This is a genomic window from Rhodococcus sp. UNC363MFTsu5.1, assembly GCF_000686785.1.
Lineage (GTDB): Bacteria > Actinomycetota > Actinomycetes > Mycobacteriales > Mycobacteriaceae > Rhodococcus_G > Rhodococcus_G maanshanensis.
The window spans coordinates 280,736-304,154 of sequence record NZ_JMLO01000002.1; the positions used below are offsets into that span (position 1 = coordinate 280,736).

The 23,419-nt window shown below is 69.7% G+C and carries 24 protein-coding genes and 1 tRNA gene; 10 read left to right on the forward strand and 15 right to left on the reverse strand.

Annotated features, from left to right (window positions below):
- Positions 1-32 precede the first annotated feature (32 nt).
- From BR31_RS0105015 to aceE, 3 genes are all read right to left on the reverse strand, one after another.
- Positions 33-950 carry an ACP S-malonyltransferase gene (locus tag BR31_RS0105015; RefSeq protein ID WP_027500005.1) on the reverse strand — a complete coding sequence of 306 codons (918 nt, stop codon included), beginning with the start codon at positions 948-950 and terminating at the stop codon, positions 33-35.
- A 127-nt stretch (positions 951-1,077) separates the two neighbouring features.
- On the reverse strand, positions 1,078-2,394 hold the full coding sequence (locus BR31_RS27455; RefSeq protein ID WP_051636968.1) for a PucR family transcriptional regulator: 1,317 nt from the start codon (positions 2,392-2,394) through the stop codon (positions 1,078-1,080).
- Positions 2,395-2,505: 111 nt separating this feature from the next.
- Complete coding sequence (gene aceE, locus BR31_RS0105025; RefSeq protein ID WP_231496377.1) at positions 2,506-5,337, reverse strand: pyruvate dehydrogenase (acetyl-transferring), homodimeric type; 2,832 nt, start codon at positions 5,335-5,337, stop codon at positions 2,506-2,508.
- 272 nt (positions 5,338-5,609) lie between these two features.
- Between aceE and BR31_RS0105030 the strand changes: the two genes are divergently transcribed.
- The 3 genes from BR31_RS0105030 (at position 5,610) to BR31_RS0105040 (ending at position 6,624) form a co-directional block, all read left to right on the forward strand.
- Positions 5,610-6,032, forward strand: coding sequence for a DUF3052 domain-containing protein (locus BR31_RS0105030; RefSeq protein WP_027500007.1), 423 nt, complete (start codon positions 5,610-5,612; stop codon positions 6,030-6,032).
- Between the two features lie 25 nt (positions 6,033-6,057).
- Complete coding sequence (locus BR31_RS0105035) at positions 6,058-6,522, forward strand: peroxiredoxin (RefSeq protein ID WP_027500008.1); 465 nt, start codon at positions 6,058-6,060, stop codon at positions 6,520-6,522.
- 30 nt (positions 6,523-6,552) lie between these two features.
- Positions 6,553-6,624 (forward strand) — tRNA-Val (locus BR31_RS0105040).
- A 393-nt stretch (positions 6,625-7,017) separates the two neighbouring features.
- Here BR31_RS0105040 and BR31_RS30435 read toward each other — a convergent pair.
- From BR31_RS30435 to BR31_RS27475, 3 genes are all read right to left on the reverse strand, one after another.
- The gene (locus BR31_RS30435; RefSeq protein WP_051636969.1) at positions 7,018-8,703 is read right to left on the reverse strand and encodes an HNH endonuclease; all 1,686 of its coding nucleotides are present in this window, start codon (positions 8,701-8,703) and stop codon (positions 7,018-7,020) included.
- Positions 8,704-9,148: 445 nt separating this feature from the next.
- Entirely contained in the window at positions 9,149-9,565 is a 417-nt protein-coding gene (locus BR31_RS30440) for a hypothetical protein (protein WP_027500009.1), read from the reverse strand.
- A gap of 104 nt (positions 9,566-9,669) precedes the next feature.
- A complete protein-coding gene (locus BR31_RS27475) occupies positions 9,670-10,482 on the reverse strand; it encodes a biosynthetic peptidoglycan transglycosylase (RefSeq protein ID WP_051636970.1) in 813 nt (270 codons plus the stop codon).
- A 394-nt stretch (positions 10,483-10,876) separates the two neighbouring features.
- On the opposite strand from BR31_RS27475, the gene BR31_RS0105065 reads away from it, so the two are divergent.
- Both BR31_RS0105065 and BR31_RS0105070 read left to right on the forward strand, forming a co-directional pair.
- Positions 10,877-11,611 carry a DUF5994 family protein gene (locus tag BR31_RS0105065; protein WP_231496378.1) on the forward strand — a complete coding sequence of 245 codons (735 nt, stop codon included), beginning with the start codon at positions 10,877-10,879 and terminating at the stop codon, positions 11,609-11,611.
- A 38-nt stretch (positions 11,612-11,649) separates the two neighbouring features.
- Entirely contained in the window at positions 11,650-12,066 is a 417-nt protein-coding gene (locus tag BR31_RS0105070) for a DUF5994 family protein (RefSeq protein WP_027500011.1), read from the forward strand.
- Between the two features lie 16 nt (positions 12,067-12,082).
- Here the strand turns inward: BR31_RS0105070 and BR31_RS27480 are convergent, their stop codons facing one another.
- The gene (locus tag BR31_RS27480; protein ID WP_037175563.1) at positions 12,083-12,340 is read right to left on the reverse strand and encodes a type II toxin-antitoxin system Phd/YefM family antitoxin; all 258 of its coding nucleotides are present in this window, start codon (positions 12,338-12,340) and stop codon (positions 12,083-12,085) included.
- Between the two features lie 186 nt (positions 12,341-12,526).
- Here BR31_RS27480 and BR31_RS0105080 point away from each other — a divergent pair, with 186 nt between their 5' ends.
- Positions 12,527-12,997, forward strand: a complete 471-nt coding sequence (locus BR31_RS0105080) for an acyltransferase (RefSeq protein ID WP_027500012.1) — start codon at positions 12,527-12,529, stop codon at positions 12,995-12,997.
- 100 nt (positions 12,998-13,097) lie between these two features.
- Here BR31_RS0105080 and BR31_RS31370 read toward each other — a convergent pair whose 3' ends face one another.
- Positions 13,098-13,790 carry an excalibur calcium-binding domain-containing protein gene (locus tag BR31_RS31370; RefSeq protein ID WP_051636971.1) on the reverse strand — a complete coding sequence of 231 codons (693 nt, stop codon included), beginning with the start codon at positions 13,788-13,790 and terminating at the stop codon, positions 13,098-13,100.
- A 107-nt stretch (positions 13,791-13,897) separates the two neighbouring features.
- On the opposite strand from BR31_RS31370, the gene BR31_RS31375 reads away from it, so the two are divergent.
- Positions 13,898-14,062: a hypothetical protein gene (locus BR31_RS31375; RefSeq protein WP_156042353.1), complete on the forward strand. Its 165-nt coding sequence runs from the start codon at positions 13,898-13,900 to the stop codon at positions 14,060-14,062.
- A 10-nt stretch (positions 14,063-14,072) separates the two neighbouring features.
- Here the strand turns inward: BR31_RS31375 and BR31_RS0105095 are convergent, their stop codons facing one another.
- Genes BR31_RS0105095 through BR31_RS0105105 form a run of 3 tightly spaced genes read right to left on the reverse strand, consistent with a single transcriptional unit; the run spans position 14,073 to position 16,655 of the window.
- Positions 14,073-14,648: a thermonuclease family protein gene (locus tag BR31_RS0105095; RefSeq protein WP_081830323.1), complete on the reverse strand. Its 576-nt coding sequence runs from the start codon at positions 14,646-14,648 to the stop codon at positions 14,073-14,075.
- 10 nt (positions 14,649-14,658) lie between these two features.
- On the reverse strand, positions 14,659-15,966 hold the full coding sequence (locus BR31_RS0105100; protein ID WP_027500015.1) for an FtsX-like permease family protein: 1,308 nt from the start codon (positions 15,964-15,966) through the stop codon (positions 14,659-14,661).
- Entirely contained in the window at positions 15,963-16,655 is a 693-nt protein-coding gene (locus tag BR31_RS0105105) for an ABC transporter ATP-binding protein (protein WP_027500016.1), read from the reverse strand. Before BR31_RS0105105 ends, BR31_RS0105100 begins: the two co-directional genes overlap by 4 nt.
- A gap of 163 nt (positions 16,656-16,818) precedes the next feature.
- On the opposite strand from BR31_RS0105105, the gene BR31_RS0105110 reads away from it, so the two are divergent.
- Entirely contained in the window at positions 16,819-17,814 is a 996-nt protein-coding gene (locus tag BR31_RS0105110; protein WP_027500017.1) for a cobalamin biosynthesis protein, read from the forward strand.
- On the opposite strand, the gene BR31_RS0105115 is transcribed toward BR31_RS0105110, so the two are convergent.
- The 3 genes from BR31_RS0105115 to BR31_RS0105125 are packed head-to-tail and all read right to left on the reverse strand — an operon-like array spanning position 17,740 to position 19,863.
- Positions 17,740-18,654, reverse strand: coding sequence for an SURF1 family cytochrome oxidase biogenesis protein (locus tag BR31_RS0105115; RefSeq protein ID WP_027500018.1), 915 nt, complete (start codon positions 18,652-18,654; stop codon positions 17,740-17,742). The genes BR31_RS0105110 and BR31_RS0105115 overlap by 75 nt on opposite strands.
- Positions 18,655-18,704: 50 nt before the next feature.
- On the reverse strand, positions 18,705-19,208 hold the full coding sequence (locus BR31_RS0105120; protein ID WP_051636972.1) for a low molecular weight protein-tyrosine-phosphatase: 504 nt from the start codon (positions 19,206-19,208) through the stop codon (positions 18,705-18,707).
- On the reverse strand, positions 19,198-19,863 hold the full coding sequence (locus BR31_RS0105125) for an HAD hydrolase-like protein (protein WP_027500020.1): 666 nt from the start codon (positions 19,861-19,863) through the stop codon (positions 19,198-19,200). The genes BR31_RS0105120 and BR31_RS0105125 overlap by 11 nt, the downstream gene beginning before the upstream one ends.
- Before the next feature lie 55 nt (positions 19,864-19,918).
- On the opposite strand from BR31_RS0105125, the gene cobC reads away from it, so the two are divergent.
- Both cobC and BR31_RS0105135 read left to right on the forward strand, forming a co-directional pair.
- Complete coding sequence (gene cobC / locus BR31_RS0105130) at positions 19,919-20,953, forward strand: Rv2231c family histidinol phosphate aminotransferase CobC (RefSeq protein WP_027500021.1); 1,035 nt, start codon at positions 19,919-19,921, stop codon at positions 20,951-20,953.
- Positions 20,953-22,083: a Nif3-like dinuclear metal center hexameric protein gene (locus BR31_RS0105135; RefSeq protein WP_037175565.1), complete on the forward strand. Its 1,131-nt coding sequence runs from the start codon at positions 20,953-20,955 to the stop codon at positions 22,081-22,083. The genes cobC and BR31_RS0105135 overlap by 1 nt, the downstream gene beginning before the upstream one ends.
- On the opposite strand, the gene BR31_RS0105140 is transcribed toward BR31_RS0105135, so the two are convergent.
- The gene (locus BR31_RS0105140; RefSeq protein WP_027500023.1) at positions 22,080-23,306 is read right to left on the reverse strand and encodes an FAD-dependent monooxygenase; all 1,227 of its coding nucleotides are present in this window, start codon (positions 23,304-23,306) and stop codon (positions 22,080-22,082) included. The two genes, BR31_RS0105135 and BR31_RS0105140, sit on opposite strands and share 4 nt — an antisense overlap.
- Positions 23,307-23,419: the final 113 nt, after the last annotated feature.

The window sequence follows — 23,419 nt, forward strand, 5'->3', positions numbered from 1 at the left end:
AGGCGCCTAGGGCCGCAGGATCGCGGCGGTCCTCATCCGAGTCCTGTGAGCTCGGACAGCGCTGGGATGTCGTCCGGCGTCTTGAGCGCCAGGGTGGGCGTGCCCTTCATCTCCCGCTTGGCGATACCCACCAGGGTGCCGGCCGGGGGGAGCTCGGCGATCGCCGTGACCTGGGCCGCGCGCAGCGATTCGGTGCACAGGTCCCAGCGCACGGGCCTGGTCACCTGGGCGGCCAGCTTGGCCAGCGCGTCGGCGCCGGAGGTGACCGGCTGACCGTCGGCATTGGACAGGAGGGTGCGCGTCGGATCCGAGGGGCTGATGCGGGATGCCGCCTCGGTGACGGCTTCCTGCGCGGGCGCCATGAACGCGGTGTGGAACGCGCCGGCCACGGGCAGGGCCCGGACCCGGGCCTTCTCCGGAGGCGCGGCCGCGAGCTCCTCCAGGGAGCTGAGCAGGCCCGCCGCCACGATCTGGCCGGCCGCGTTCCGGTTCGCGGGCTCGAGGCCGAGCTCGGCGAGGCGGGCAAGGACGACCTCTTCGTCGCCGCCGAGCACCGCGGACATGCCGGTCGGCTGGAGCGCGCAGGCCTTGGCCATCTCGGAGCCGCGGAGCGCGGCGAGCGCGACGGCGTCGTCCGAGGAGATCACTCCGGCGATGGCGGCCGCGGCCAGCTCACCGACCGAGTGACCAGCAGCGATCACGTCCGCGGGGACGAGGCCACGGCGCTCGAGCTCCTCGAAGGCGAGCAGCGCGGCGGCGACCACGAGGGGTTGGGTGACCGAGGTGTCGGTGATCTCGTCGGCCGTGGCGGTGGTGCCGAGCCTTTCGAGGTCGAGGCCGGAGGCCTTCGACCAGATGGAAATGCGGTCTGCAGTGCCCGGCAGCTCCAGCCAAGGGCTGAGCATGCCGGGGGTTTGGGAGCCCTGACCCGGGGCAAGCAACGAAATCACAAGATAAGGGAACACTGTCCAGCGGTATGTGGGTGATGTTTTTGACCATCAACCTTGGACAAGTGTTTTGTAGGGTTCCCACAAAATCGCATGTGGGGTACCGGCATCGGAAGTGGGCGGGGGAACGTTACAAGTCGATCGCACGGTTTGTGAAGAATGTGATTGGAGTGACTGGATGGGTTGTTTCGTGACCGGCTTGAGCCAAACGACCCACCGTTGACGCGACTCTGAGAACGTATGCGTCGCGCGGGTTCATGGGGTCCCTGCCGGTGATCTCACTGATCCTTTTAAGTCGATACCGGACAGTGTTGGGGTGCACGAACAGCTTGCGGGCGCAGGTCTCGACGGCGGCCCCGCAGTCAAGATAGGTCTCGAGGGTGTCGGTCAGTGCCGACCCCGCGACGGCCAGCGGCCGCACGAGCAGATCGATGAGCGAATCGAGGGCAGCCCGGTCGCCGAGCAGGGCCCGCTCGGGTAGCAGTTCACCCGCGTGGACCGGCCGCGGGGCGCCCCGCCAGCCGGCAACGGCCTCCATGCCCGCGAGGGCCTCCACTGCGCTGAAGTGTGCGGCGCTGAGGGTGCGGGTGGTCGGCCCGATCACCACGGGACCGTCGGAGAAGTTGGTGAGCAGGTCCGTCATGAACTGATCGCCGTAGGGGTCCTGCATGTCGCCGCTGACGACCATCACCAGCCGGGACCCCTGCACGACCGCGAGCGCGGCCCGCCCGTGCTTCTGGGCGATCGAGTGCACGGTGCTGACCACCGACACGCCCTGGTCCGGCGGCGGGGTGCCGACGAGAACGGTCGCGGGGGCGGTCGCGTCCCAGTTGAGTGTCGCTGCGCGGGAGAGCATGTCGGAGCCGGTGTCGCCGCGGACCACGGCGTCGACGACGAGGGCCTCCAGTCGGGTGTCCCACGCGCCGCGGGACTCGGCGGCGCTCGCATAGACGGAGGCGGCGGCGAACCCGAGCTCGCGGCCGTAGCGCAGCACCGCCTCGGTCAGGGCGATGAGCTGTTGCTCGTTCCTGGCCAGCGCGGGCAGCCATTGCTCGAAGAACTCCATCGCCACCCGCACCATGTCGACGGTCTGGCGCAGGGTCAGCCTGCGGGCCAGGTCCTGGGGGATGACCTGGAACGCCTCCATGCTGAACCGGATGTCGCCCTCGGGGTCCTTGAGCCATTCGAGGAAATTGACCACCGCGGTCTGCACGAGCAGTTGCACGCTCGCCCGCTGGGCGGCGTCGAGGTCGCCGACGAACGGGAGTTGGTCCTGCATCGAGGTGATCGCCTCGGTGGAGAGCCGGCCGGAGAACTGCTTGACCCGGCGCAGCAGCGCGTCGGGCAGGGGGTCGCGGGGCTGACGTTGCCTGCCGAAAGCAGGCGCGGCCGCCGTCTGTGTCCCGTCGTCGGCGGAGCCGTCCACCGGGGTTTCCTGCTCGCCCATAGTCTCGAAACTTACGCCCATCGAGACCTCAGGCGCCCAGGGGCACGATCGACGTGCTCCCCGGGCGCCTGATTTGTCAGGTGTCTATAAACGCCCGTGTACAGATAGTCGTCAGGCGCTGCCCGGGTCCTTCAGCGACTTCGGCGCCGCGAGGACGTCGTCGATCCGGTACTGCCTGGCGGCCGCCGCGGGGGTGTTGTGCTCGATCTTGCCCTCCTTGGCGAGGCCGGCCAGCACCGCAACCACGATCGACTCGGCGTCGACGTTGAAGTAGCGCCTGGCCGCGGTCCTGGTGTCGGAGAAGCCGAACCCGTCGGTGCCGAGCGTCGTGTACGCGCCGGGCACCCACTGCCGGATCTGGTCCGGGACCGCGCGCATCCAGTCCGAGGCCGCCACGAACGGGCCCTCGGCCCCTGCCAGCGCGGTGGTCACGTACGGCACCGCCGCGGTGTCCTGCGGGTTCCGCAGCGCCTGCCGCTCGCATTCGACGCCGTCGCGGCGCAGCTCGCCCCACGACGTCACCGACCACACGTCTGCCGCCACGCCCCAGTCCTCGGCCAGCAGCTCCTGGGCGCGCAGGCCCTCCGGCATCGCGACGCCGGAGACCAGGATCTGCGCGCGCGGACCGGTGCCCTCGCTCTTGCTGTAGAGGTAGATGCCCTTGAGCAGGCCCTCGACGTCGAGATCCGCCGGCTCGGCGGGCTGCACGTACGGCTCGTTGTAGATGGTCAGGTAGTAGAAGACGTTCTCGCCACCGAAACCGTCCTCGCCGGGCGTGCCGCCGTACATCCGGCGCAGGCCGTCCTTGACGATGTGCGCGATCTCGTACGAGAAGGCCGGGTCGTAGGTGACAGCGGCCGGGTTCGTCGACGCCAGCAGCAGCGAGTGCCCGTCGGCGTGCTGGAGGCCCTCGCCCGTGAGCGTGGTGCGGCCGGCGGTGGCGCCGAGGACGAAACCGCGGGCCATCTGGTCGGCGGCCGCCCACAGCCCGTCGCCGGTCCGCTGGAAGCCGAACATCGAGTAGAAGATGTACAGCGGGATCATCGGCTCGCCGTGGGTGGCGTAGGAGGTGCCGACCGCGGTGAACGAGGCGGTGGAGCCTGCCTCGTTGATGCCCTCGTGCAGGATCTGGCCGATCGAGCTCTCCTTGTAGGCGAGCATCAGGTCGGCGTCGACGGAGGTGTACAGCTGGCCGTTGCGGTTGTAGATCTTCAGCGACGGGAACCACGAGTCCATGCCGAACGTGCGGGCCTCGTCGGGGATGATCGGCACGATCCGCTTGCCGATCTCCTTGTCGCGGAGCAGCTCCTTGAGGACCCGCACCAGCGCCATCGTGGTGGCGACCTCCTGCTTGCCCGAGCCCTTGCGGATGGCGTCGAGGGCGCTGATGTCCGGCACCGCCAGCGGCGCGACGTCGGTGCGGCGCGAGGGCAGGAACCCGCCCAGCTGCTTGCGCCGATCGAGCATGTACTGGATCTCGGGGGCGTCCGCGCCGGGGTGGTAGTACGGCGGCAGGTACGGGTCCTTCTCCAGTTCCGCGTCGGAGATCGGGATGCGCTGCAGGTCGCGGAACGCCTTGAGGTCGTCGAGGGTCAGCTTCTTCATCTGGTGGGTCGCGTTGCGGCCCTCGAAGTGCTTGCCGAGGGTGTAGCCCTTGATGGTGTGCGCCAGGATGACCGTCGGCTGGCCCTTGTGCGCCAGCGCCGCCGCGTACGCCGCGTGGATCTTGCGGTAGTCGTGCCCACCGCGCTTGAGGTTCCAGATCTCCTGGTCGGAGAGGTCCTTGACCAGTTCCTTGGTGCGGGGGTCGCGGCCGAAGAAGTGCTCGCGGACGTACCCGCCGTCGTTGGCCTTGTAGGTCTGGTAGTCACCGTCCGGGGTGGTGTTCATCAGGTTGACCAGCGCGCCGTCCTTGTCGGCGTGCAGCAGCGCGTCCCACTCGCGGCCCCAGACGACCTTGATGACGTTCCAGCCGGCACCGCGGAAGAACGACTCCAGCTCCTGGATGATCTTGCCGTTGCCGCGGACCGGGCCGTCGAGGCGCTGCAGGTTGCAGTTGACGACGAACGTGAGGTTGTCCAGGCCCTCGGTGGCGGCGACGTGCGCCAGGCCCCGCGACTCCGGCTCGTCCATCTCGCCGTCGCCGAGGAAGGCCCAGACGTGCTGGTCGGAGGTGTCCTTGATGCCGCGATCGTGCAGGTAGTGGTTGAACCGAGCCTGGTAGATGGCGTTCATCGGGCCGAGGCCCATGGACACCGTGGGGAACTCCCAGAAGTCGGGCAGCAGTCGCGGGTGCGGGTACGACGGGAGACCGCCGCCCGAGTCCGCGTGGCTGTGCTCCTGGCGGAAGCCGTCCATCTGCTCGGCCGGGATCCGGCCCTCGAGGAAGGCGCGGGCGTAGATGCCGGGCGAGGCGTGACCCTGGATGAAGATCTGGTCGCCGCCGCCGGGGTGGTCCTTGCCACGGAAGAAGTGGTTGAATCCGACCTCGTAGAGGGCCGCGGAGGACGCGTAGGTGGAGATGTGGCCGCCGACGCCGACGCCGGGGCGCTGCGCGCGGTGCACCATGACCGCGGCGTTCCAGCGGATCCAGGCGCGGTAGCGGCGCTCGACCTCCTCGTCGCCGGGGAACCACGGCTCGTTCTCGGTCGGGATGGTGTTCACGTAGTCGGTGGAGGTCAGCGCGGGAATGGACACGTGGTTCTCGCCTGCGCGCTCGAGCAGTCGCAGCATCAGGTAGCGGGCGCGCGCCGGGCCCGAGTTCTGCAGCAGGCCGTCGAAGCTGTCCAACCACTCGCTGGTCTCGTCGGGATCGATGTCGGGGAGATATGAGGCCACCCCCTCACGAATCACGCGGACGCGGCCGTCGCCGCTGGGTGCGGGCTGCTGCGCTGGCGAGAATTGGTCCTGGGTGCGCTCGGACAACGTATGACTCTCCTTCATCGGGGAGGACGCTCGGTGCGGCGCCCTATCCATGCGAATCGCCTGTGTGACGGCGGTCCGCTTTACGCGTGATGGTGATCTGGCTCAATCCTGCCGTATTGCCCAGCGAGGGTCGACGGCGAGTCACAATCTGGTACGTCACAAAATCTTTGTTCGGTTTTTCGGTGGCGTCGGCTTGCGCGAGAGCCGTTCACCCTGTTCGCTTTCACTACTGATCCACACGGACCGGGTGCTGGAGGTTTCGGCCCCGACAACAAAAGGAGGACACCACCGTGGTCGCCGCGGCGGACGCCCAGAACTATGCCCAGAAACTCGGCATCACCAATGACATGGTTGTTCAGGAACTGGGTTGGGACGAGGACACCGACGATGCGCTGCGCGCATCGGTGGAGGAGACCATCGGTGGGGAGCTCCTCGACGAGGATTCAGATGAGGTGATCGACGTGGTCCTGCTGTGGTGGCGGGACGGCGACGGAGACCTCGTCGATGCACTCATGGACGCGATCGGCCCCCTGGCCGACGAGGGTTTCGTGTGGGTACTCAGCCCCAAGACCGGACAGCCTGGCCATGTCGAGCCCAGCGAGATCGCCGAGTCGGCGCCGACGGCGGGTCTGACCCAGACCTCGGCGGCGAACCTCGGCATGTGGAGCGGCAGTCGGCTGGTTCAGCCGAAGGCCCGCCCCGCCAAGCGCTGATCGCACTACTCCAGAAGGAACCCCCATGCCTCTCGACGTCGGTGCGATCGCTCCCGATTTCACCCTCAAGGACCAGAACAACCAGGAAGTCTCGCTCTCGGACTACCGGGGCAAGAAGAACGTCCTGATCGTGTTCTATCCGCTCGCCTTCACCGGTACCTGTCAGGGTGAGCTCTGCAAGGTCCGGGACGGGCTGCCGAAGTTCGAGAACGACGACGCCGCGGTGCTCGCGGTCTCCGTCGGTCCGCCGCCCACGCACAAGATCTGGGCGGCGGAGCAGGGGTACACCTTCCCGCTGCTGTCGGACTTCTGGCCGCACGGTGAGGTGGCCCAGGCCTACGACGTGTTCAACGACAAGGCCGGGTTCGCGAACCGCGGAACCTTCGTCGTGGACAAGGAGGGCTACATCCGGTTCGCCGAGATGAACGGCCCCGGAGAGGCCCGTGACCAGGCAGCTTGGGAGAATGCGCTCGCCGCGCTAGATTCCTGAGTGCAATTCGACGGGAAACCGTCGGATTTCGGGCGTGTAGCTCAGTGGTAGAGCTCTGGTTTTACACACCAGCGGTCGGGGGTTCGAAACCCTCCGCGCCCACAAAGTCTGTACAGGTCAAGGCGGTTTGCGGTCGCTGGGTTCCGTTCGAATGGGCAGTCAGACCGCAGCGAGACCGCACTTCCATTCTTTTGGGGTCCGGCGGGAGCGCTTTCAAACCTCGGAGCGGCTCCAGTATTGCGTGGTTCGCTGTCCAGATCGCAGTATCGAACGCGGCGCCCAGACGGGTCCGCTGCTGCACCGAAGTTGCCGGCAGCCAAGCCCGTCGGCGACTTGCTCGACGCCTGCTAAGCAAGTAGCGAGACCCCCACAGCAGCAGTGGTGGCTCCCACTCCGCCCGTTGGCCGGGTGTGGTGCCCGGCACCTGGCCGGTGGGGAGGTCGGTGCATTGTGTCGTCCTCTCCATGAGGTCAATAGGGACACCAGCACAATGGGTTACCGGTCTCGACTGGGCGCGGCGCAGTGAAGGCAACGAACCCGCTTGCCACTGTGCGGGTCGGCCACGAAATCGTGGTCGAATAGTCTGCGGTGGTTCCTATTGCGCTCACACGCGCGGCAGTTGCGCGATCCACTCTTGAGCCTCGTGTTCTCTGGCGTGAACTCGTGACCGTACGGACAGAACTGCGGCGTCGCCCGCTTCGCTTCCGCGCAGACCAAACACCGGCGCGCCGTAGCGGGACTGTCGGGGTCGATGACGTACTCGTGGCCGTGAGTCTGGACGTGTTTGGCGTTGAGCCGGCACATAACGCAATTGCGCTGACCCTTCGCGGTGTACTCGGCAGTCAGTTCGGTGTACTCGTGCCCGTTGACGCAGTGGGTCCGTTCCGGCTTGGACTCGTGGCACGTGAGGCACCGGCGCCGCTTGTCGGAACCGCCGTTCGGGTCGGGCAGAAAGGAGTGTCCGAACTGGGGGAGATGGGTCCGGTCCCATAGGCACTGCTGGCACACCCGCTTTCCCTGGGTGTCGATCCTCTTGTTCTCGGGTGTGTACTCGTGACCGTACGGACAGAACTGCGGCGTCGACTCCTCGCGCTGTCGGCAGATCAGGCAGCGACGGCGCACCTCGCTGGGGTTGTCCGGGTCAGCCACGAACGCATGTCCGTGTGAGGCGACGTGGTAGCGGTCGGTGTTGCACTGGCGGCACCGGCGGTGCCCGTCGGGGCTGTAGTCCGTGTTGTCCGCGCCGTACGGGTGACCCTCGGGGCAGGCCATGATGACTACGGCAGCGCGCCGGAGGTTCTCGGCGATTGTCACCGCCTCCAGATGGTTCGGGTTGCAGCACAATCGGACGCCACACAGGTGGTCGATGGTGAGGGTGTGGGCCGACCCATCCCCGTTCGCCAACTCGTAGGCGAGGCGGTGAACCTGAGCGCTCCGTCCCTTTCGCTTCCGTCCCGGTACGCGAAGGTAGACGCGGCCATAACCTGCCGGGTTCTTGGCGCCGGTCCACACCACGCAGTCGTCCGTCAACCCATGAAAGGTCTTGCCACGCTCCGACACCGCCTGCGTCGTGACGTTCGCACGCAGCTTCGCCTCGGGGGAATCCGCGATACCCGTGAGGCCGTGGCCGTCGATGTAGGTGACGACGGCGACGTGCCCTCCCACCATGATCAGTTCACCGCAGCCGCAGCCGCACCTGACCTTGTTGGGGTCGCCATACTTTCTCAACCGTTTGTAGTGCGGCGCGCATAACCCGCGTGCGTAGTGCGGGCGCGCACACCCGACCAGTTCGCACCGGCGGCCCTCGACCTCCGTGCGGGGTTGAGTCGGCACCGTGGGCAGCGCTTCATCGTCGGGAGTCGCCGTATCGGACAGGGTGTTGTACTTGCGAGCGTTGCACGTCCAGTGAGCAGCCCGGCAGTTTTCCATCGTGTGAGGGCCACCCTTAGACAGTGGGACCACATGGTCGATCACCGGAGACAGCGGTTCATGCGTGCCCCCGAGCACCCGGGTTGCACGCAAGAGCTCCGGGATCGTCTCCCCGCACAAGTGACAGATCCACCCGTCTCGCTCGAACACCTCTCGGGCGATGACGAACTCAGTCTCGACTCCCCACTCCTGAGCACGATTAAGCATGTCGCGAGCTCGCATGAGCTCCTGCTTACGCAGCTTGACGTGCACTGGGCAACGCTGACGGCTCGGCCCACGCCCGGTGGGTCGCGGGTCGAACATCACGTCGCAATCGGCACACTTGACCAGCAATGGGCACCTCCACCGCACATTGCATCATCAATGACCGACCGACCTTGCGTCATGCTCGGATGTCTGCAGGATCACGCCGGCATCGAACCGGACGAGACCAAGCGGAGAGCAGCCAGGCGATGGCCAAGTCCGGGAAGTCCTGACCGGTATTTCCTCCGCCATGGTCACGGGTTAACCGCAGCGCCCGACAACAGAGGGAAGGCAGAGAGGTTCCGCCTCCCTCGCACGTACACGCGTGCACCCGCATGTAGTTGGGCCGAACCGCTGAGTCGTGGATCTCGCTGTCGGACAGCCAACAAGCCCCCCGCCTCGACGAGGCGGGGGGCTTGTTCTGTTTCGTCGAGCGTGGGCCGAAGCCGGTCGGTCAGGAACCCAGCGGGAGGTTGTCGAAGATGAAGCCTTCCAGGCTGCCCGTCATTCCGAGAAAGCCCAAGTCGTCCGACCCGGCCAACCCGGACGGGTTGCCCTGCCGGTGCCAGGTGGTGCAGCCGACGGAGTCGAGCCGGTCGCCGGCATCCAGGTCGACGATGCGGTACCTGTTGCTGAAACTGACGCCGTCGTAGCTCGGCTCGGTTTCGCCGGCCTGGGTGAGGTCGAACTGGCAGGCGGTGTCGGTGTAGCGGGAGTAGTACGTCCCCGGCTCCACGTCGACACCCCCCACGTAGGCGTGGCTGGTGGTGCCGGGAATGCTCACCGGAAGCGCGCTTGCGACGCTTGCGGTGCCGATGGTGAGGCCGACGGCGGCGATGGCGGCGCCGATGAATCCTGCGGTTCTACGCACTGTGGTTCCCCTCGTGGGTTGTGGAGTGAACCAGGCCACGCTATTGGCCTCACGACGCTCGGGTAGTGAAAGTCGGCAATTCACTGTGCCGTCCGCGCGGGTGGTCAGCCGCCGTATTGCGAACTCCACCAGGCGTCCTCGGCCGCGAGCCGATCGGCAACGCCTTGCGGCATGACGGCGCAGCTGTGCGGGCCGAGTGGGTGATCGCTGGCAGCGTCGGTGATGCCGACCGTCGCGACCGCTCCTTCCCAGCCGCCCATCTGCCGAATCCGCCCCGGCAGCTTGTTCTGGGCATTCGCGACGGTGCTGGCCACCAGCCATGTCCCGTCGCTCTCGATGTCGACGCCTCCACCCGGCGCACGTCTGACGTCCTCGCCGAGGGGAAGGAGACCGGCCAGAGTTGCTGCGTCCCAGGGGTTGCTGTCCCATGGCGGACGATTGAAGTAGTACCAGCTGGCGGCGCAGACGCCGTACAGGTTCGGGCCGAACTGGGCGTAGTTCAGATACAGCTCGAGTTGCCGCTTGTCGCCCACCAGGCTGAAGGGCCAGGACAGCCCGGCCTCCACACCCTTGCGGAAGACCCTGGCTCCTGCCGACTCGCCCCGGACGAGGAAGATGTTCTTCACGAGCTGCTGGGGGATGGTCGAGCCGGAGAGGTCCTCGCCGGTCTCGAGATAGGTCTGTGTCCGGTCGATGAATTCGCCGATGTGGAACGGCCCCTTGCGCGTGCCTAGTTCGGCGTCCTCGTGGGCGAGTACGGCCGCGACGTAGTGCCTGCTGATGTAGTCGAGTGAGACTTCCTGGAAGACCGTGTTGCCGTCGGCGCTGTCCGTCAGCATGAACATCGTGCGGGGCGGCGTCCACACGCGATAGATCGCGGGCGTCACGACGAGCCACACGACGAATCCGATGGCCATCCATTTCGTCCACCGCCGCCAGGCGGGCCTCCGCGACCTGGGTGCTGCGGTGTCGGGGAACTCAGGGGTGGGAGGGGCCGGAGGCGGTGGTCCCGGGGTCGGCGGCAGCGGCGGCGGCCAGGCCGGAGCCTCCTGCCTCGCCTGCCGGAACCTCCGCCTCGCCGGGGGAGGCGGCCCGTACGGCGCGAGGCCGGGAGCCCTCGGGGTATCGGGCGGTAGTGCAGGCCACGGCCGCCGCGACGTCGCGGCAGAGTACCGAGACCCGGGCCGGGGAATAGGACGGTTCTGGCTGTCGCCGAGTCGTTTGTTCATAGTGCCTGGAGAGCGTGGGCGCGCCCGTTACTTCTCATCCGTGACGGTCAATGCGTGATCGACGAAGCTTCGGTTGGCAGGCATGAACACACATACAGGCTACAGAAATGTCCAGATTGTCGATTTCGAGCTTCCGTCGGTGCGGCTCAGAGGGGCCGAGGCGAGTGCGGGCGTAGAGTCGGGTGTATCGGATGCACCTCGAACGCGGCATTCTCTCGATCGCGTCGTCTCCGATTGGAATGAACCTGGCCGGTTCGCGGCCAAGGCAGGAGCGTCAGTCGTGACGCTGAATCACACGAGCACGTCCCTGGACCATCGCAATGTCCGTCAACCCCGTGCGCGGCGGCTACCAACACTGCGGCTGCGGTTGAAGCCGCAGCGTGCAGGCCGGGGGTTCGTCGACGGCGCATGGTGGCCCAGGTCACCCGACCTGGCCACCGAAGTCCCCGGACTGCTGGCGGTGCTCGGCACCCACCTGGGTCGAATCGACAGAGTGGTCTACCACGTCAACGAGTGGGCGAAGGCGCCTGCACGGATCCGCAGCGATGGAGACGAAGTTCGATTGGACGGCTACCCATTTCAGCCGGTCAACACCCTGTACGTCGTCGGTGCGAACAAGAAGAGGATGGCCTTGCTGGTGGTCCCGCCCTACACCGAGCCCGACTACGCGCACGCGACCATGATGACCGCCGCCGAACCGAACAGTGCGACAACGGCGAACGACCTCCTGAGGGTCGGGGTACGTGAAGCGTCCCATCTTGCCGCCCAGCATCGCTGGGATTCGGAAGGTGGGGCTGGGAAGGTGCGTCGGCCATGATGCGCGACGGGGTCCGAAGCGTCGGGAATCACTTCGACATGGGTTCGCGACTGCACGTGACCGACGGCCTCCAACCCTTCGAACCGGCAACCCGCACATCGCGCGTTCTCCTTCGGGCTCGAGGCGCGTCGCCCGGTCTGGTCGACGGCGCGTGGTGGCCGTGGACCGCGAACTTGACGTTGGAGCTGCATGACGTGATCAGTGCTGTCGCATCACATCTCGGCCGCACAGCCCGGGTTGCCTTCGCGTGGAATCCGCGCAGTGTCACGCAACGCGGCCTCGATCGGCACGACGGAGTGCTCGTCTGCGGCCCGGTGGACGGTCAGCCACAGAACGTCATGTACCTGTTCGGGACCGACGGGTCACGGCTGGCGTTGCTGGTCGTCCCACCGGACACCGAGGCGGGCGGTGCCTATGCGGCGATGCGGCTTGCAGTGGGTGATTCCGAGGTGTGACGCCTTCGCCTGCCGGTCACGCGATCTGATCGGTCCGCTCTGCGGGCGTGCCGTACAGGTCGTCGAGGAGCCGCTCCCGGGCGCCCGCCCGACGCAGGCTCTCGAGCAGATCCGGCGACCGCAGCAGGTACGAGGTTTCTCGGAGCGCCTCGTAGTGGGACCGTGAGATCAGGACAGCGCTACCGTGCTTGCCGCCGATCTCGATCGCGGCGGACTCATCGTTTGCCCTCCGGATCAGCTTCTTCAGTCTCTTCCTGGCGGTCTTCACTTTCATTGCGGCCACAACGCATCTCCATTCCCGACGGATCTGACTCGTGAATCCTGCCATTACGTGGTCGGGTTGAACCCACTTCTGTGCCTCGGACACTCCCAAATTCTGTATCCGCCGTACGAAATGGCGCGGCTTTGGCTCGTCCCGCGCACGGGGATCGGCCGGATCGCACGGACTAGGGTCACCTGTGTGCGTCTGATCAACATCGTCCAGTCCTGGCGGCTCGTCCCGGTGTGGCTGCGCATCCTGTTGCTGCTCGCCGGTGGCGCCAAGGTGTGGGGAGCCGGGATCTACGCGGGATGTCACTTCGGCGGCAAGGACATCCGGATGGGCCTCGGCACCTTCGTGAACAGGGGCGTGTTCTTCGACGGCACCGCGCCGATCACGCTGGGCAGGCAGGTTGCGGTCGGGCATCAGGCCGCCTTCATCACCAGCACCCACGAGATGGGCCCGGCGGACGGGCGTGGTGGTCGCGTCTACGACCTGCCGATCGTCGTCGGGGACGGCTGCTGGATCGGTGCGAGGGCGACGATCCTGCCCGGCGTCACCGTCGGGCCCGGTTGCATGATCGGCGCGGGTGCGGTGGTGACCAAGGACTGCGAGCCGAACGGCCTGTACGCCGGGAATCCGGCGCGACGGGTCCGGGATCTGCCCGCCTGATCACGGATTCCCCGGCGCGGCTTCGCGTTTCGCGCGCCGTGCAGCGTGCGCGATCCGTGGGGCGGCGCGGGAACTCGCGCCGCCCCACGGATGGGCGGCCCTACTTGTCGCAGGCGATGCCGTCCTTGTCCCGGTCCAGTTTGGGGCTGTATCCGGGGTCGCCCTTGTACATCGGTGCGGCTCCCGCCGCGATCGCGTCCTCGCACGATGAGAACTTGCCCGACGGCGAGGGCGCCTCGACGAGCGGCTGGGGTTTCGTGATCACCGGCGGCGGGGCGGGCATACGTGCCGAAGTATCCGGAACGTAGGCGGGCGCGGGCGCACGGGTGGTGAGGGGGACGTCAGGAACGTAGGTCGTCGGCCTCGGCACGTCGACCAGCGGCGCCGGCTTCACGGGCGCGGGCACCGCAGATGAGCGGGCCGGCGTGGTCGCGGGCGTGGACGGGCGCGCCGTCGTCGTTGGCACGGTCCTCGAGATGGTCGGGGAGGAGGCGGGTTCGCTCGTCGCCGAGCCCATCACGCCTGCGGTGACGGCGAGCACTGCCACCGCGGCCGCGCCTGCCACCAGCAGCGGGACGGTCTTCGACTTCTTCTTCGGCGCGGGCTCCGGCTCCGGTTCGGGCTCCGGCTCGGCCGGGATGACCGGCAGCAGGGTGGTGGCGGTCGAATCCGGCGGCACGGGGCGCGTTGTCAGGGTCCATTCGTCGCCGTTCCAGTAGCGCTGGAATTCCGCGGCTCCGCTCGGCTCGGGATCGGGATACCAACCGGGAGGGGGTCCGCCGGGGTTCGTCATGGGTGGTGGTACTCCTTTTGGGATGTGTGCCCGCCATGACTACCAGACGGGGCGGACGCCACCGACATTCCCCGGCTCGTGACCGTCCGCCGACGTACGCTTGACCGATGAAGATGGGAGCGGTGCTGACGCTGGTCGGGCTCGCGGTGCTGGCCTTCGGCCTCGGGTTGGCGGCGGCCCGGCTGGAGAGCGTCGGCTGGACCATCGCGCTCGGACTGCTGTGGCTCGTCATCGCCGCGGGCGCCCTCGCCCGGATCCGTCGCAGCGGCTGACCGGTAGCTGTCAGTTCCCTTCCAGCGGGACCGAATCCGTGATCCCTGCGCAGGGCGGCCCCCACAGGCCGGCGCCCGCGGCTCGTGCCTCGCCCTCGGCCCGCGCAATGTCCTCGGTCAGCCGACCGGTGCTGCGGCCGTAGGCATACGCCTTGGCCATCCCGGTCCGGACGGCGGCGGTCCCGTAGTCGGAGCCGTCGGGCAGTGTCAGGTAGGCGAGGGTGCGGCCGTAGTCGTCGACGGCGTCCGCCAGGGGATCGGTCGAGACCCGCACCGCGACACCGTCGAGCGCGGCGCGGGCGTAGGCGGTGGACTCCGGTCCCCAGCATCCGACGGTGTATCCCGCCTTCACGGTCTCGGGGGTGTCGATGCCCAGCACCCGGACCGTCAGTTCTCCCTTGCCGTCGCGCGTCCGCACCGTGTCGCCGTCGTACACGTACTCGACCGTCATCGCCCGCGGGTCGACCCGCGCCGCGGGTTCGGTGACCGTCCACCGGTCCGTCGTCACCAGCGCCACACCCACCGCGACGGCGGCCCCCGCGCCGAGGGCGAGGATCCACTTCCTCCTTGGCGCAGGGGCGTTCATCGGTCAGAGCCTAATCGGCGAGCACCCGGCGCATCACCGGTCGGGCCACGAGCGCGCTTGCCAGCACCAGGGCGATGCCCGCCGCCAGCGTGACGCCGAGCTGCACCAACGCCATCGGGGTGGTGAGGACGACGGCGCCCGCGAGGGGGAACAGGAACAGCAGCGCGCCGCCCGCGCCCGCCAGCGCCATCACCACGACCGGGGTGCGGACCTGCCGGATCCGGGCCCGGTCCATCACCTCGACGGGGGTGCCTGCCAGCGCGAGGCTTCGGTAGACCTGCCGGTTGTCCAGGATCGTCGACACCTGGGTGAGCGCCGAGGAGATCGCGGCGAGCGCGAAGGTCGCGCCGAGGGTGAACAGCACGCCGGTCCGCATGTCCGCGAAGATGAACTCCTGACCCGGCTGGAGCTCCTGGCCCTCACCGTCGCCGATCGCGGCGAGCAACGAGGTGCCCGCCGCGACGAAGGCGGCCATCGTGACGCCGCTGACGGTGCGCCACACGGATTTCGGGTTGTCGAGCACCCGGCGCGCGGCGATCAGCGAGGCGGCGTCCCTCGACCGGGCGAGCATGATGCGGCCCAGCAGGGAGATCACGAACGGTCCGATCAGGGCGACGACGCCGAAGCAGACCGCGAGCCCCACCAGGATGGCCGCGACGCCCGGCATCGCGCCGCCGACGGCGGTCCACCCGATCAGGACCGCGACGGCGAGCACGGCGATGAGGGCCTTGGGCGCGGGCCGGGGATTGCCCTGTGCGACGCCGAGCGGGCTGACGAACACCTGCCGCATGCCGAGCATCGAGGTGAGCGCGGCCAGCGCCGTCATCCCGAGCACCACCCCGAGCAGCGGCAGGACGCCGACCCAGAGCTCGGCGAGGTCGAAGGTGCGGCCCTGGAACCGCAGCTGCGCGACCAGTGGCAGCGCGGCGAGATAGCCGACCACGCCGATCAGCGCGCCGACCAGGCCCTGCGCACCCGATTCGGCAGAGCACAGGGCGACGATCTGGCGCGGGGTGGCGCCGATCAGCCGCAGCGCCGCGAGCCGCTCGTCCCGGCGCCGCGCACCGAGTCGCGCCGCGGCGAGTCCGAGGGTCACGGCGGGCACCACCATGAGGACCGAGGCCACGCCCGCGAGGGAGAGGTACATCTGCGCCTCCGGCTCCCCGGTGCGGCCGTCGAAGGCGCCGTACCCGCCGAGGACCGTGAGCAGCAGCGCGGTGGAGGCGGCGAAGGCGGTGACAGGAAGGGCGTAGGTGCTGATCGCCTTTCGGCCCTCGCCCCGCACCGTCAGCAGGGCGACGCGGGCGGTGGCGCTCATGCCGCCACCTGCTGCGCGACCAGGGAACCGGCCTGCATCACCAGCGTGCGATCGCACCAGCGGGCCACCTCGAGGTCGTGGGTGACCACCACGAGGGCGGACCCGATCTGCTGTGCCGACTCCCGCAGCAGGCGCATCACCTCCCAGCTGGTCTGCGCGTCCAGCGCGCCGGTCGGCTCGTCCGCGAACAGCACCGAGGGTTTGGTCGCAAGGGCGCGGGCGATCGCCACCCGCTGCGACTGCCCGCCGGACATCTGGCCCGGCCGACGGTCCTGCAGACCGTCCAGGCCGAGCGGCGCGAAGAAGGTGTTCGCGGTGGCCCTGGCGTCGCGGATGGAGGCGCCGTTGAGGATCAGCGGCAGCGCGACGTTCTCGATCGCGGGCAGTTCCGGGAGCAGCTGCCCGGACTGGAAGACGAAGCCGAAGGCCTCGCGCCGGAGCCGGCTGCGGTCGTTCTCGCCGAGGTTCTGGATGTGTTGCCCCGCGAGCAACACCGCGCCGGAGTCCGGTTTGACGATCCCCGACATGCAGTGCAGCAGGGTCGACTTGCCCGATCCGGACGGGCCCATGATCGCGGTCGCGGTGCCGGCCTGGATCTCCAGGCTGACGTCGCGGAGCACCGGGGCCTGCCCGAAGGACTTGCCGAGGGCGTGCACGGACAGGACGGGTAGCGGGGTCGGGATGGTCATGGTTCCACCGTCGCCGATGCGGGGTGTCCGAGTCATCGGACCGTCGCCGGACTCCAGGTGGCCCCGCATCATCCCCGGGTATGACGAGACCCCGAGGCCGACCCGGACCGGCCGCCCTGGCCCGCCGGGAGGCGAACCCGATGCCGTTGATAGAAATACCGGCGTGAACTTCAGCGGTCGCGCGACGGCGAGGGCGGCCGGGATCCTGCTCGGGTACGCGGCGGATCGGGCCGTGGCCGACCCCGTGCGGTGGCACCCGGTGGCCGGGTTCGGTCAGACCGCGGCGCTCCTCGAACGGCGCACGTACGCCGATCGGCGCGCGGCGGGCACCGTCCACACCGCCGTCCTGGTCGGTGCGGTCACGGGCGTGACCCTGGTCGCCGTGCGATTCGGGCGCGGGCTGGGCTGGGCGGGGGAGACCGCGATCACCGCGGCCGCGACCTGGACCGCGCTCGGCGGCACCTCCCTGGCCCGCGTCGGCGCCGACATGGCCGCGCGCGTCGAGGGCGGCGACCTCGCCGCGGCCCGCGCGCTCATCCCGTCGCTGTGCGGGCGCGACCCGAACTCCCTCGACACCGAGGGCCTGACAAGGGCCACCGTCGAATCGGTCGCCGAGAACACCTCCGACGCCACCGTCGGGCCGCTGTTCTGGGCGGCCGTCGCGGGCGCGCCCGGCGCGCTCGGCTACCGCGCGATCAACACCCTCGACGCGATGATCGGCTACCGCTCGGAGCGGTACCTGCGCTTCGGCTGGGCGGCGGCCCGGCTCGACGACCTGGTGAATCTCGTGCCCGCCCGCGTGACCGGGCTGCTGGCCGTGCTCACCGCGCCGGTCGTGGGCGGTTCGCCCGCCGCAGCGGCGGCGGCGTGGCGGCGGGACGCGGCGGCGCATCCCAGCCCCAATGCCGGTGTCGCCGAGGCGTCGATGGCGGGCGCGCTCGGGGTGCGGCTCGGCGGTCGCACCGAGTACCCGCACGGCGTCGAGGAGCGGCCGACGCTCGGCGACGGTCCGCCGCCGGCCACCGCGGACCTGCGGAGGGTGGTGCGGCTCTCCTCGGCGGTACAGATCGGCGCCGCGCTCGGGTCAGCGGCGCTTGCCGTAGCGATCGGCGAGCTTCGCCTCCGTCGCGGTCAGCGCCGCGGGCTCGGGCTGCGGTGAGCGGCCGAACCGGCGCCGCGGCAGCGTGATGTCGTCGGTGGCGCCCGCGGGTTCGGCGGCGGGCGCCGGGGCGGAGGGGGCCGCCGTCGGCTGTGCCGTGCGGGAGCGGCGGCGTTCGCGGATCTCGGCGCGCGCGAAGTAGATCAGCCCGAGCGGGGCCATGATCCCGAACGCCAGCCACTGCAACCCGTACGACAGGTACGGGCCCGCATCGAGCTGGGGCAGCGGGATCGGCTTCAGGCCGCCCGGCTGGTCGGGGGCGAGCTGGAAGTAGGCGTCGACGGGCTCGAGGCCGAGCGTGGCACCGATCTGGCCCGCGTCGATGAAATAGACCTGCTCGTAGCCGTTCTCCCGGATCGGGTCCTTGCCCGGCACGGTGCCCTCCGAGACCCGCGCCCGCGCGGTGACGGTCACCTGGTCGGTTGGCGCGGGCGCGAACGACGGCGGCACGGCGCCCTGTTCCGGGCGGGCGTACCCGCGGTTGACCAGGACGATCCGGCCATCGGTCAACCGCAGCGGGGTGATGACCTCGTAGGCGGGCGAATCCTCGATCGAGCGCAGCCGGATCAGGACGTCGCTGCCGGGCAGGTAGCTGCCGGTCAGGGTCACCTGGCGCCACTCGTCGTCCCGGTCCAGCGGTCCCGACTCGGGCAGGATCGACTCGACGGGCACCGGTTCGGCGTTGCTCGACTCCTCGATCAGCCGGTTGCGGTGCTCGGTGTCGGTGTTCTTGCCGAGCTGCCACGGGGCGAGCACGGTGAAGCACATGAAGGCGAACCCGGCGACGACGGCGGCCAGCGCCAACCAGCCCGGACGCAGCAGAAACTTCAGCCTTCGCACGGTTCCACGGTACTTGCCGCGCCGACCGGCCCGGTCGACCGGTGTCCGATTCAGCGCTGCTCGCGTACCCACCGCAGCAGTCCGGGCACGGCGGCCTCGATCTGCTCGCGCACGAGCTCGAAGTCGGCGCGGTCGCCGTAGTACGGGTCCGGCACCGAGTCGCCGTCCGCGTCGGGATCGAAGCTCCGCAGCAGACGACGCCGCTCCGTCGGCACCCCGAGATGCGCCAGCGCGCGGTCGTGGCCGGTGTCGAGCGCGACCACCAGGTCGGCGTCGAGATGGTCGCGGTCGACCTGTGCCGCCCGGTGCCCGGTGGGGTAGCCGTGTCCGCGCAGCACCGCGTTGGTGCGGTGGTCGGCCTCGTGCCCGACGTGCCAGTCGCCGGTGCCCGCGCTCGACACCCGGACCCGCCCGTCGAGGCCCGCCTCGCGCAGGTGTCCGAGCAGGATCTTCTCGGCCATCGGGGACCGGCAGATGTTGCCGGTGCAGACGAAGGTGATGTGCAGCGGGACGTCGGCGACCTTCGCCGTCGCCGCGCTCGTCTCAGCCGGCATGGAGGAGCCTCCCGAGGTCGTCGACGGTGTCCACCGACCAGCGGGCGCCCTCGGCCTCCGCGGCGGATCCGTAGCCCCAGCCGACGAACACCGTCGGGATGCCCCAGTGCGCGGCGCCGTGCACGTCGTGTTCCCGGTCGCCGACCATCACCACGTCGGGGGTGCCGCCGCTGCGCGCGTCGATCGGTTCGATGCCGAGCCCGCGGAGCGCGTGCTCGATCACGTCGACCTTCGCGCGCCGCGAGGTGTCGTCGGAGGCCCCGGCGATCACCTCGAAGTGCTCGGCGAGCGCGAAGTGTTCGAGGATCCGGCGCGCGAACCGTTCCGACTTGGACGTCGCGACCGCCAGCCGGGACCCGCGGCCCGCGGCGGTGGCGAGCAGGTCGCCGATGCCGTCGAACACCGCGTTCTCCGCCCAGCCGACCTCGTCGTAGCGCTCGAGGTAGCTGGCGAAGGCACGCTGGGTGGTCTCCTCGTCGAGCCCGAGCGAGCGCAGGGTGTCCACCATCGGCGGCCCGACGATCCGGTCCAGCAGGGCGCCGTCGGGTTCGGGGGCGCCGACCGCGGCCAGCGCGTGCCGGAAGCCGGCCACGATGCCCGGCGCCGAATCGGTGAGGGTGCCGTCGAGGTCGAAGAGTGTCACGGTGGGGCTCACGCCTTCATCCTGCCCGTTGTCCTGCCGGGCGATGCGACCGCCATAAACTCCCCTCGTGGACACCCGCTCCCCGCAGTGGACCGACCTGCGGCATCACGGCGATATCGACGCCGAACCCGGACTGCTCGACTTCGCCGTCAACGTGCGCGGCGACGGGCCGCCCGACTGGCTGCGCCGACGCCTGGTCGAGGCGCTGGGAACGCTGGGCCGATACCCGGAGGTTGCCGCGGAGGAGGCCGCGCGGGACCAGGTCGCCGCGCGGCACGGCCGCCGCCGCGACGAGGTGCTGCTGCTCTCGGGTGGCGCCGAGGGTTTCGCCATGCTGCCGCGGCTCGCGCCCGCGGGGGCGGCGCTGATCCACCCGTCGTTCACCGAGCCCGAGTGGGCGCTGCGGGAGGCGGGCGTCGCAGTCACGACGGTGATGCTGGACGAGCCGTACCGGCTCGATCCGGCCGCGGTCCCCGAGGACGCGGACCTGGTGGTGATCGGCAACCCGACCAACCCGACGTCGGTGCTGCACCCCGCCGCGGACATCCTGGCGATGCGCAGGCCCGGCCGGATCCTGGTGGTCGACGAGGCGTTCGGGGACGCTGTGCCGGGCGAGCCGGAGTCGCTGGCCGGGCTGTCCCTGCCCGACGTGCTGGTTCTGCGCAGCCTGACCAAGACGTTCGCGCTGGCGGGGCTGCGGTGCGGGTACGTGCTCGGTCCGCCGGAGTTGTTGGCACGCCTGCAGGTCGGCAGGGCGCACTGGCCGCTCGGCAGCCTGCAGGTGGAGGCGATCCGGGCGTGCAGCGAGCCGGCCGCCGTCGCGTGGGCTCGCCGCGAGGCCGACGTGATCGAGGCCGAGCGCGCGGAGATGGTGGCGATGCTGACCGAGGCGGGCGTCGCCGTGCACGGTCCGGCGCGGGCGCCGTTCTTGCTGCTGCGGGTGCCGGACGGCGAGGCGGTGCGAGCGCGGCTGCGGGACAAGGGGATCGCGGTGCGCCGATGTGACACCTTCCCCGGCCTCGGCCCCGACCACCTGCGGGTCGCGGTCCGGGAGTCCGCCCAGGCGCGGGTGTTGGTCGACGCGATGAGAGAGGTGCTGTGATGGCTGTTCGGCTGGCCGAGGTGATCGATGCGCTGGAGCTGGCCTATCCGCCCGCGCTGGCCGAGAGTTGGGACTCCGTCGGCCTGGTGTGCGGCGACCCGGCCGACGAGGTCAGCCGGGTGCTGATCGCCGTCGACGCCACCGAGTCGGTGGTCGAGGAGGCGTTGACCTGGGGCGCGCAACTGCTGCTCGTGCACCATCCGCTGCTGCTGCGCGGGGTGGACACCGTCGGCGCGCACACCCCGAAGGGTGCGCTGGTGCACCGGCTGATCCGGTCCGGGTGCGCGCTGTACACCGCGCACACCAACGCCGACTCCGCCGATCCCGGGGTGTCCGACGCGCTGGCGCTGGCCCTTGGCCTGACGGTGACGGGCCCGCTGGACCCGGCGCCGTCCGAGCCGCTCGACAAGTGGGTGGTGATGGTCCCGACGACGGACACCGACGCCGTGCGCGGGGCGCTCTTCGCCGCGGGCGCGGGCGAGGTCGGGGACTACCGCGACTGCAGCTGGACGGTCACCGGCACCGGACAATTCCTCCCAGGCGCGGCCGCGACCCCGGCGCTGGGCGAGGTCGGCCGGCTCGAGCGGGTCGCCGAGGACCGGGTGGAGGTGGTGGCCAGGCGGTCGCTGCGACGCCGGGTGCTCGGCGCGCTGCGCGACGCCCACCCCTACGAGGAGCCGGCCTTCGACGTCCTCGAGCTGGCGGACACCGGGTCGCCGCGGGGCATCGGCCGGATCGGTGAGCTCGCGGCACCGGAGACGTTGCGGCAGTTCACCGCCCGGGTGCGGGCCGCGCTGCCCGAGACCACCTGGGGCGTGCGCGCGGCGGGGGACCCGGACGCGCAGGTGCGGACGGTGGCGGTGTGCGGTGGATCGGGCGACTCGCTGCTCGGCGTCGCCGCCGCCCGCGGTGTGGACGCCTACGTGACGGCCGACCTGCGTCATCACCCCGCGGACGAGCACGTGCGCGCGGGCGGCCCCGCGCTGGTCGACGTCGCGCACTGGGCCAGCGAGTTCCCCTGGTGCGCGCAGGCCAGGGGAGTGCTCGACGCCCGGTTCGCCGGGACCCCGGGTTGGGCGAGCGCCGTGTCCGCGGTCCGCACCGACCCGTGGACCCTGGGCGGCTGCTAGCTCGTCGCCCGTACCCGCTCGGGCACGCTCTCGTAGCGGCTGACGTCGATGGCGTTCGCCGCTCGGGTGGACATCCAGGCCAGCACCCTGCTCAGCGGGCCGAAGGTCAGCACCTTGAACATCCGGTTGCGCTGGCCGAGCTTCTTCGCGGTCGGCGGGGCGAGGCTCGGACCGGCGCCCTTGGCGACCTTCTGGCAGGCCGTCGCGTAACCGCGGATCTGCTCCTCGTACCGCGCGAACGCGGCGCGGTGGTCGCCGTCCGCTGCGGCCAGCTCGGCGGCCAGCACATAGGCGCTGATCAGCGACATGCCCGCACCCATCCCGCCGCAGGTGGCGCCGTAGCCGGCGTCGCCGATCAGGGCGATCCGGCCCTCGCTGTAGCGGTCCATCTCGACCACGCTGATCGAGTCGAAGTAGAAGCTCGTCGCGGACTCGAGCTCGCGCATCAGGGTCTGCGTCTGCCAGCCGACGCCGGCCATCACGTCGGCGAGTATCCGCTTCTGCTGGTCGATGTCGCGGTGGTCGTAGTCGATGGCGGCCGACTCGAACAGGCACATGACCTCGCACTCGTCGCCGCTCCTTGTGCCGTACGCCATCACGCCGACGCCCGGCTCGTTGTAGAGGACGGTGTCGTCGCCGAGACCGATCGTGTTGGGTGCGTTGAAGATCGCGACGTAGTAGCCGGACTGGGTGAGGAACCGGGACTCGTCACCGAAGGTCAGCTTGCGGACATTGGAGTGCAGGCCGTCGGCGCCGATCACCAGGTCGAAGGTGCGCGGTGCGCCGTGCTCGAAGGTGACGTGCACGCCCTCGTCGGTGTCGGTGAGTCCGGTGATCGAGTCGCCGAAGACGTACTCGGTGTAGGCCTCGGTTTTGTCGAACAGCAGCTGGGCGAGGTCGCCGCGCTGGATCTCGACGTCGCCGCCGGTGAACTCGGGGGGCAGGCTGGCCACCGTCCGGCCGTCGGCGTCGATGACGTTCAGTCGGCCGCCAGGGGTCCGGAGTGCGCGGATCTCGTCGAGCAGGCCCATCCGGGTCAGCATCTGCAGGTGCGCCGCGCCACGGAAGTCGACAGCCTGGCCGCCCTCGCGCAATCGCGGTGCGCGCTCGACGACGGTGGCGGAGAAACCGAACCGGTGCAGCCAGAACGCCAGGGCGGGGCCGGCCAGGCTGGCCCCCGAGATGAGGACGTTGCCGCTGCGTGCCGTTGTCGACTCGATCATGGGTGCCTCCATATAGTAAGTGCGAATCGCATTCACTGTGAATGCCGTTCACGATTGAGTGTAGGTTATACACAGTTTCTGTTTGCGGTCAATGGCGGGCCGCGGTGTCAACG

Bases quoted from the DNA above. Each gene is read 5' to 3' on its own strand.
- BR31_RS27455 (WP_051636968.1), bottom strand. From the start codon at position 2,394: ATGGGCGAGCAGGAAACCCCGGTGGACGGCTCCGCCGACGACGGGACA.
- aceE (WP_231496377.1), bottom strand. From the start codon at position 5,337: ATGAAGGAGAGTCATACGTTGTCCGAGCGCACCCAGGACCAATTCTCG.
- BR31_RS0105035 (WP_027500008.1), top strand. From the start codon at position 6,058: ATGCCTCTCGACGTCGGTGCGATCGCTCCCGATTTCACCCTCAAGGAC.
- BR31_RS27475 (WP_051636970.1), bottom strand. From the start codon at position 10,482: ATGGCCATCGGATTCGTCGTGTGGCTCGTCGTGACGCCCGCGATCTAT.
- BR31_RS0105065 (WP_231496378.1), top strand. From the start codon at position 10,877: ATGAACACACATACAGGCTACAGAAATGTCCAGATTGTCGATTTCGAG.
- BR31_RS0105070 (WP_027500011.1), top strand. From the start codon at position 11,650: ATGGGTTCGCGACTGCACGTGACCGACGGCCTCCAACCCTTCGAACCG.
- BR31_RS27480 (WP_037175563.1), bottom strand. From the start codon at position 12,340: ATGAAAGTGAAGACCGCCAGGAAGAGACTGAAGAAGCTGATCCGGAGG.
- BR31_RS31370 (WP_051636971.1), bottom strand. From the start codon at position 13,790: ATGACGAACCCCGGCGGACCCCCTCCCGGTTGGTATCCCGATCCCGAG.
- BR31_RS31375 (WP_156042353.1), top strand. From the start codon at position 13,898: ATGAAGATGGGAGCGGTGCTGACGCTGGTCGGGCTCGCGGTGCTGGCC.
- BR31_RS0105095 (WP_081830323.1), bottom strand. From the start codon at position 14,648: ATGAACGCCCCTGCGCCAAGGAGGAAGTGGATCCTCGCCCTCGGCGCG.
- BR31_RS0105100 (WP_027500015.1), bottom strand. From the start codon at position 15,966: ATGAGCGCCACCGCCCGCGTCGCCCTGCTGACGGTGCGGGGCGAGGGC.
- BR31_RS0105105 (WP_027500016.1), bottom strand. From the start codon at position 16,655: ATGACCATCCCGACCCCGCTACCCGTCCTGTCCGTGCACGCCCTCGGC.
- BR31_RS0105120 (WP_051636972.1), bottom strand. From the start codon at position 19,208: ATGCCGGCTGAGACGAGCGCGGCGACGGCGAAGGTCGCCGACGTCCCG.
- BR31_RS0105135 (WP_037175565.1), top strand. From the start codon at position 20,953: ATGGCTGTTCGGCTGGCCGAGGTGATCGATGCGCTGGAGCTGGCCTAT.
- BR31_RS0105140 (WP_027500023.1), bottom strand. From the start codon at position 23,306: ATGATCGAGTCGACAACGGCACGCAGCGGCAACGTCCTCATCTCGGGG.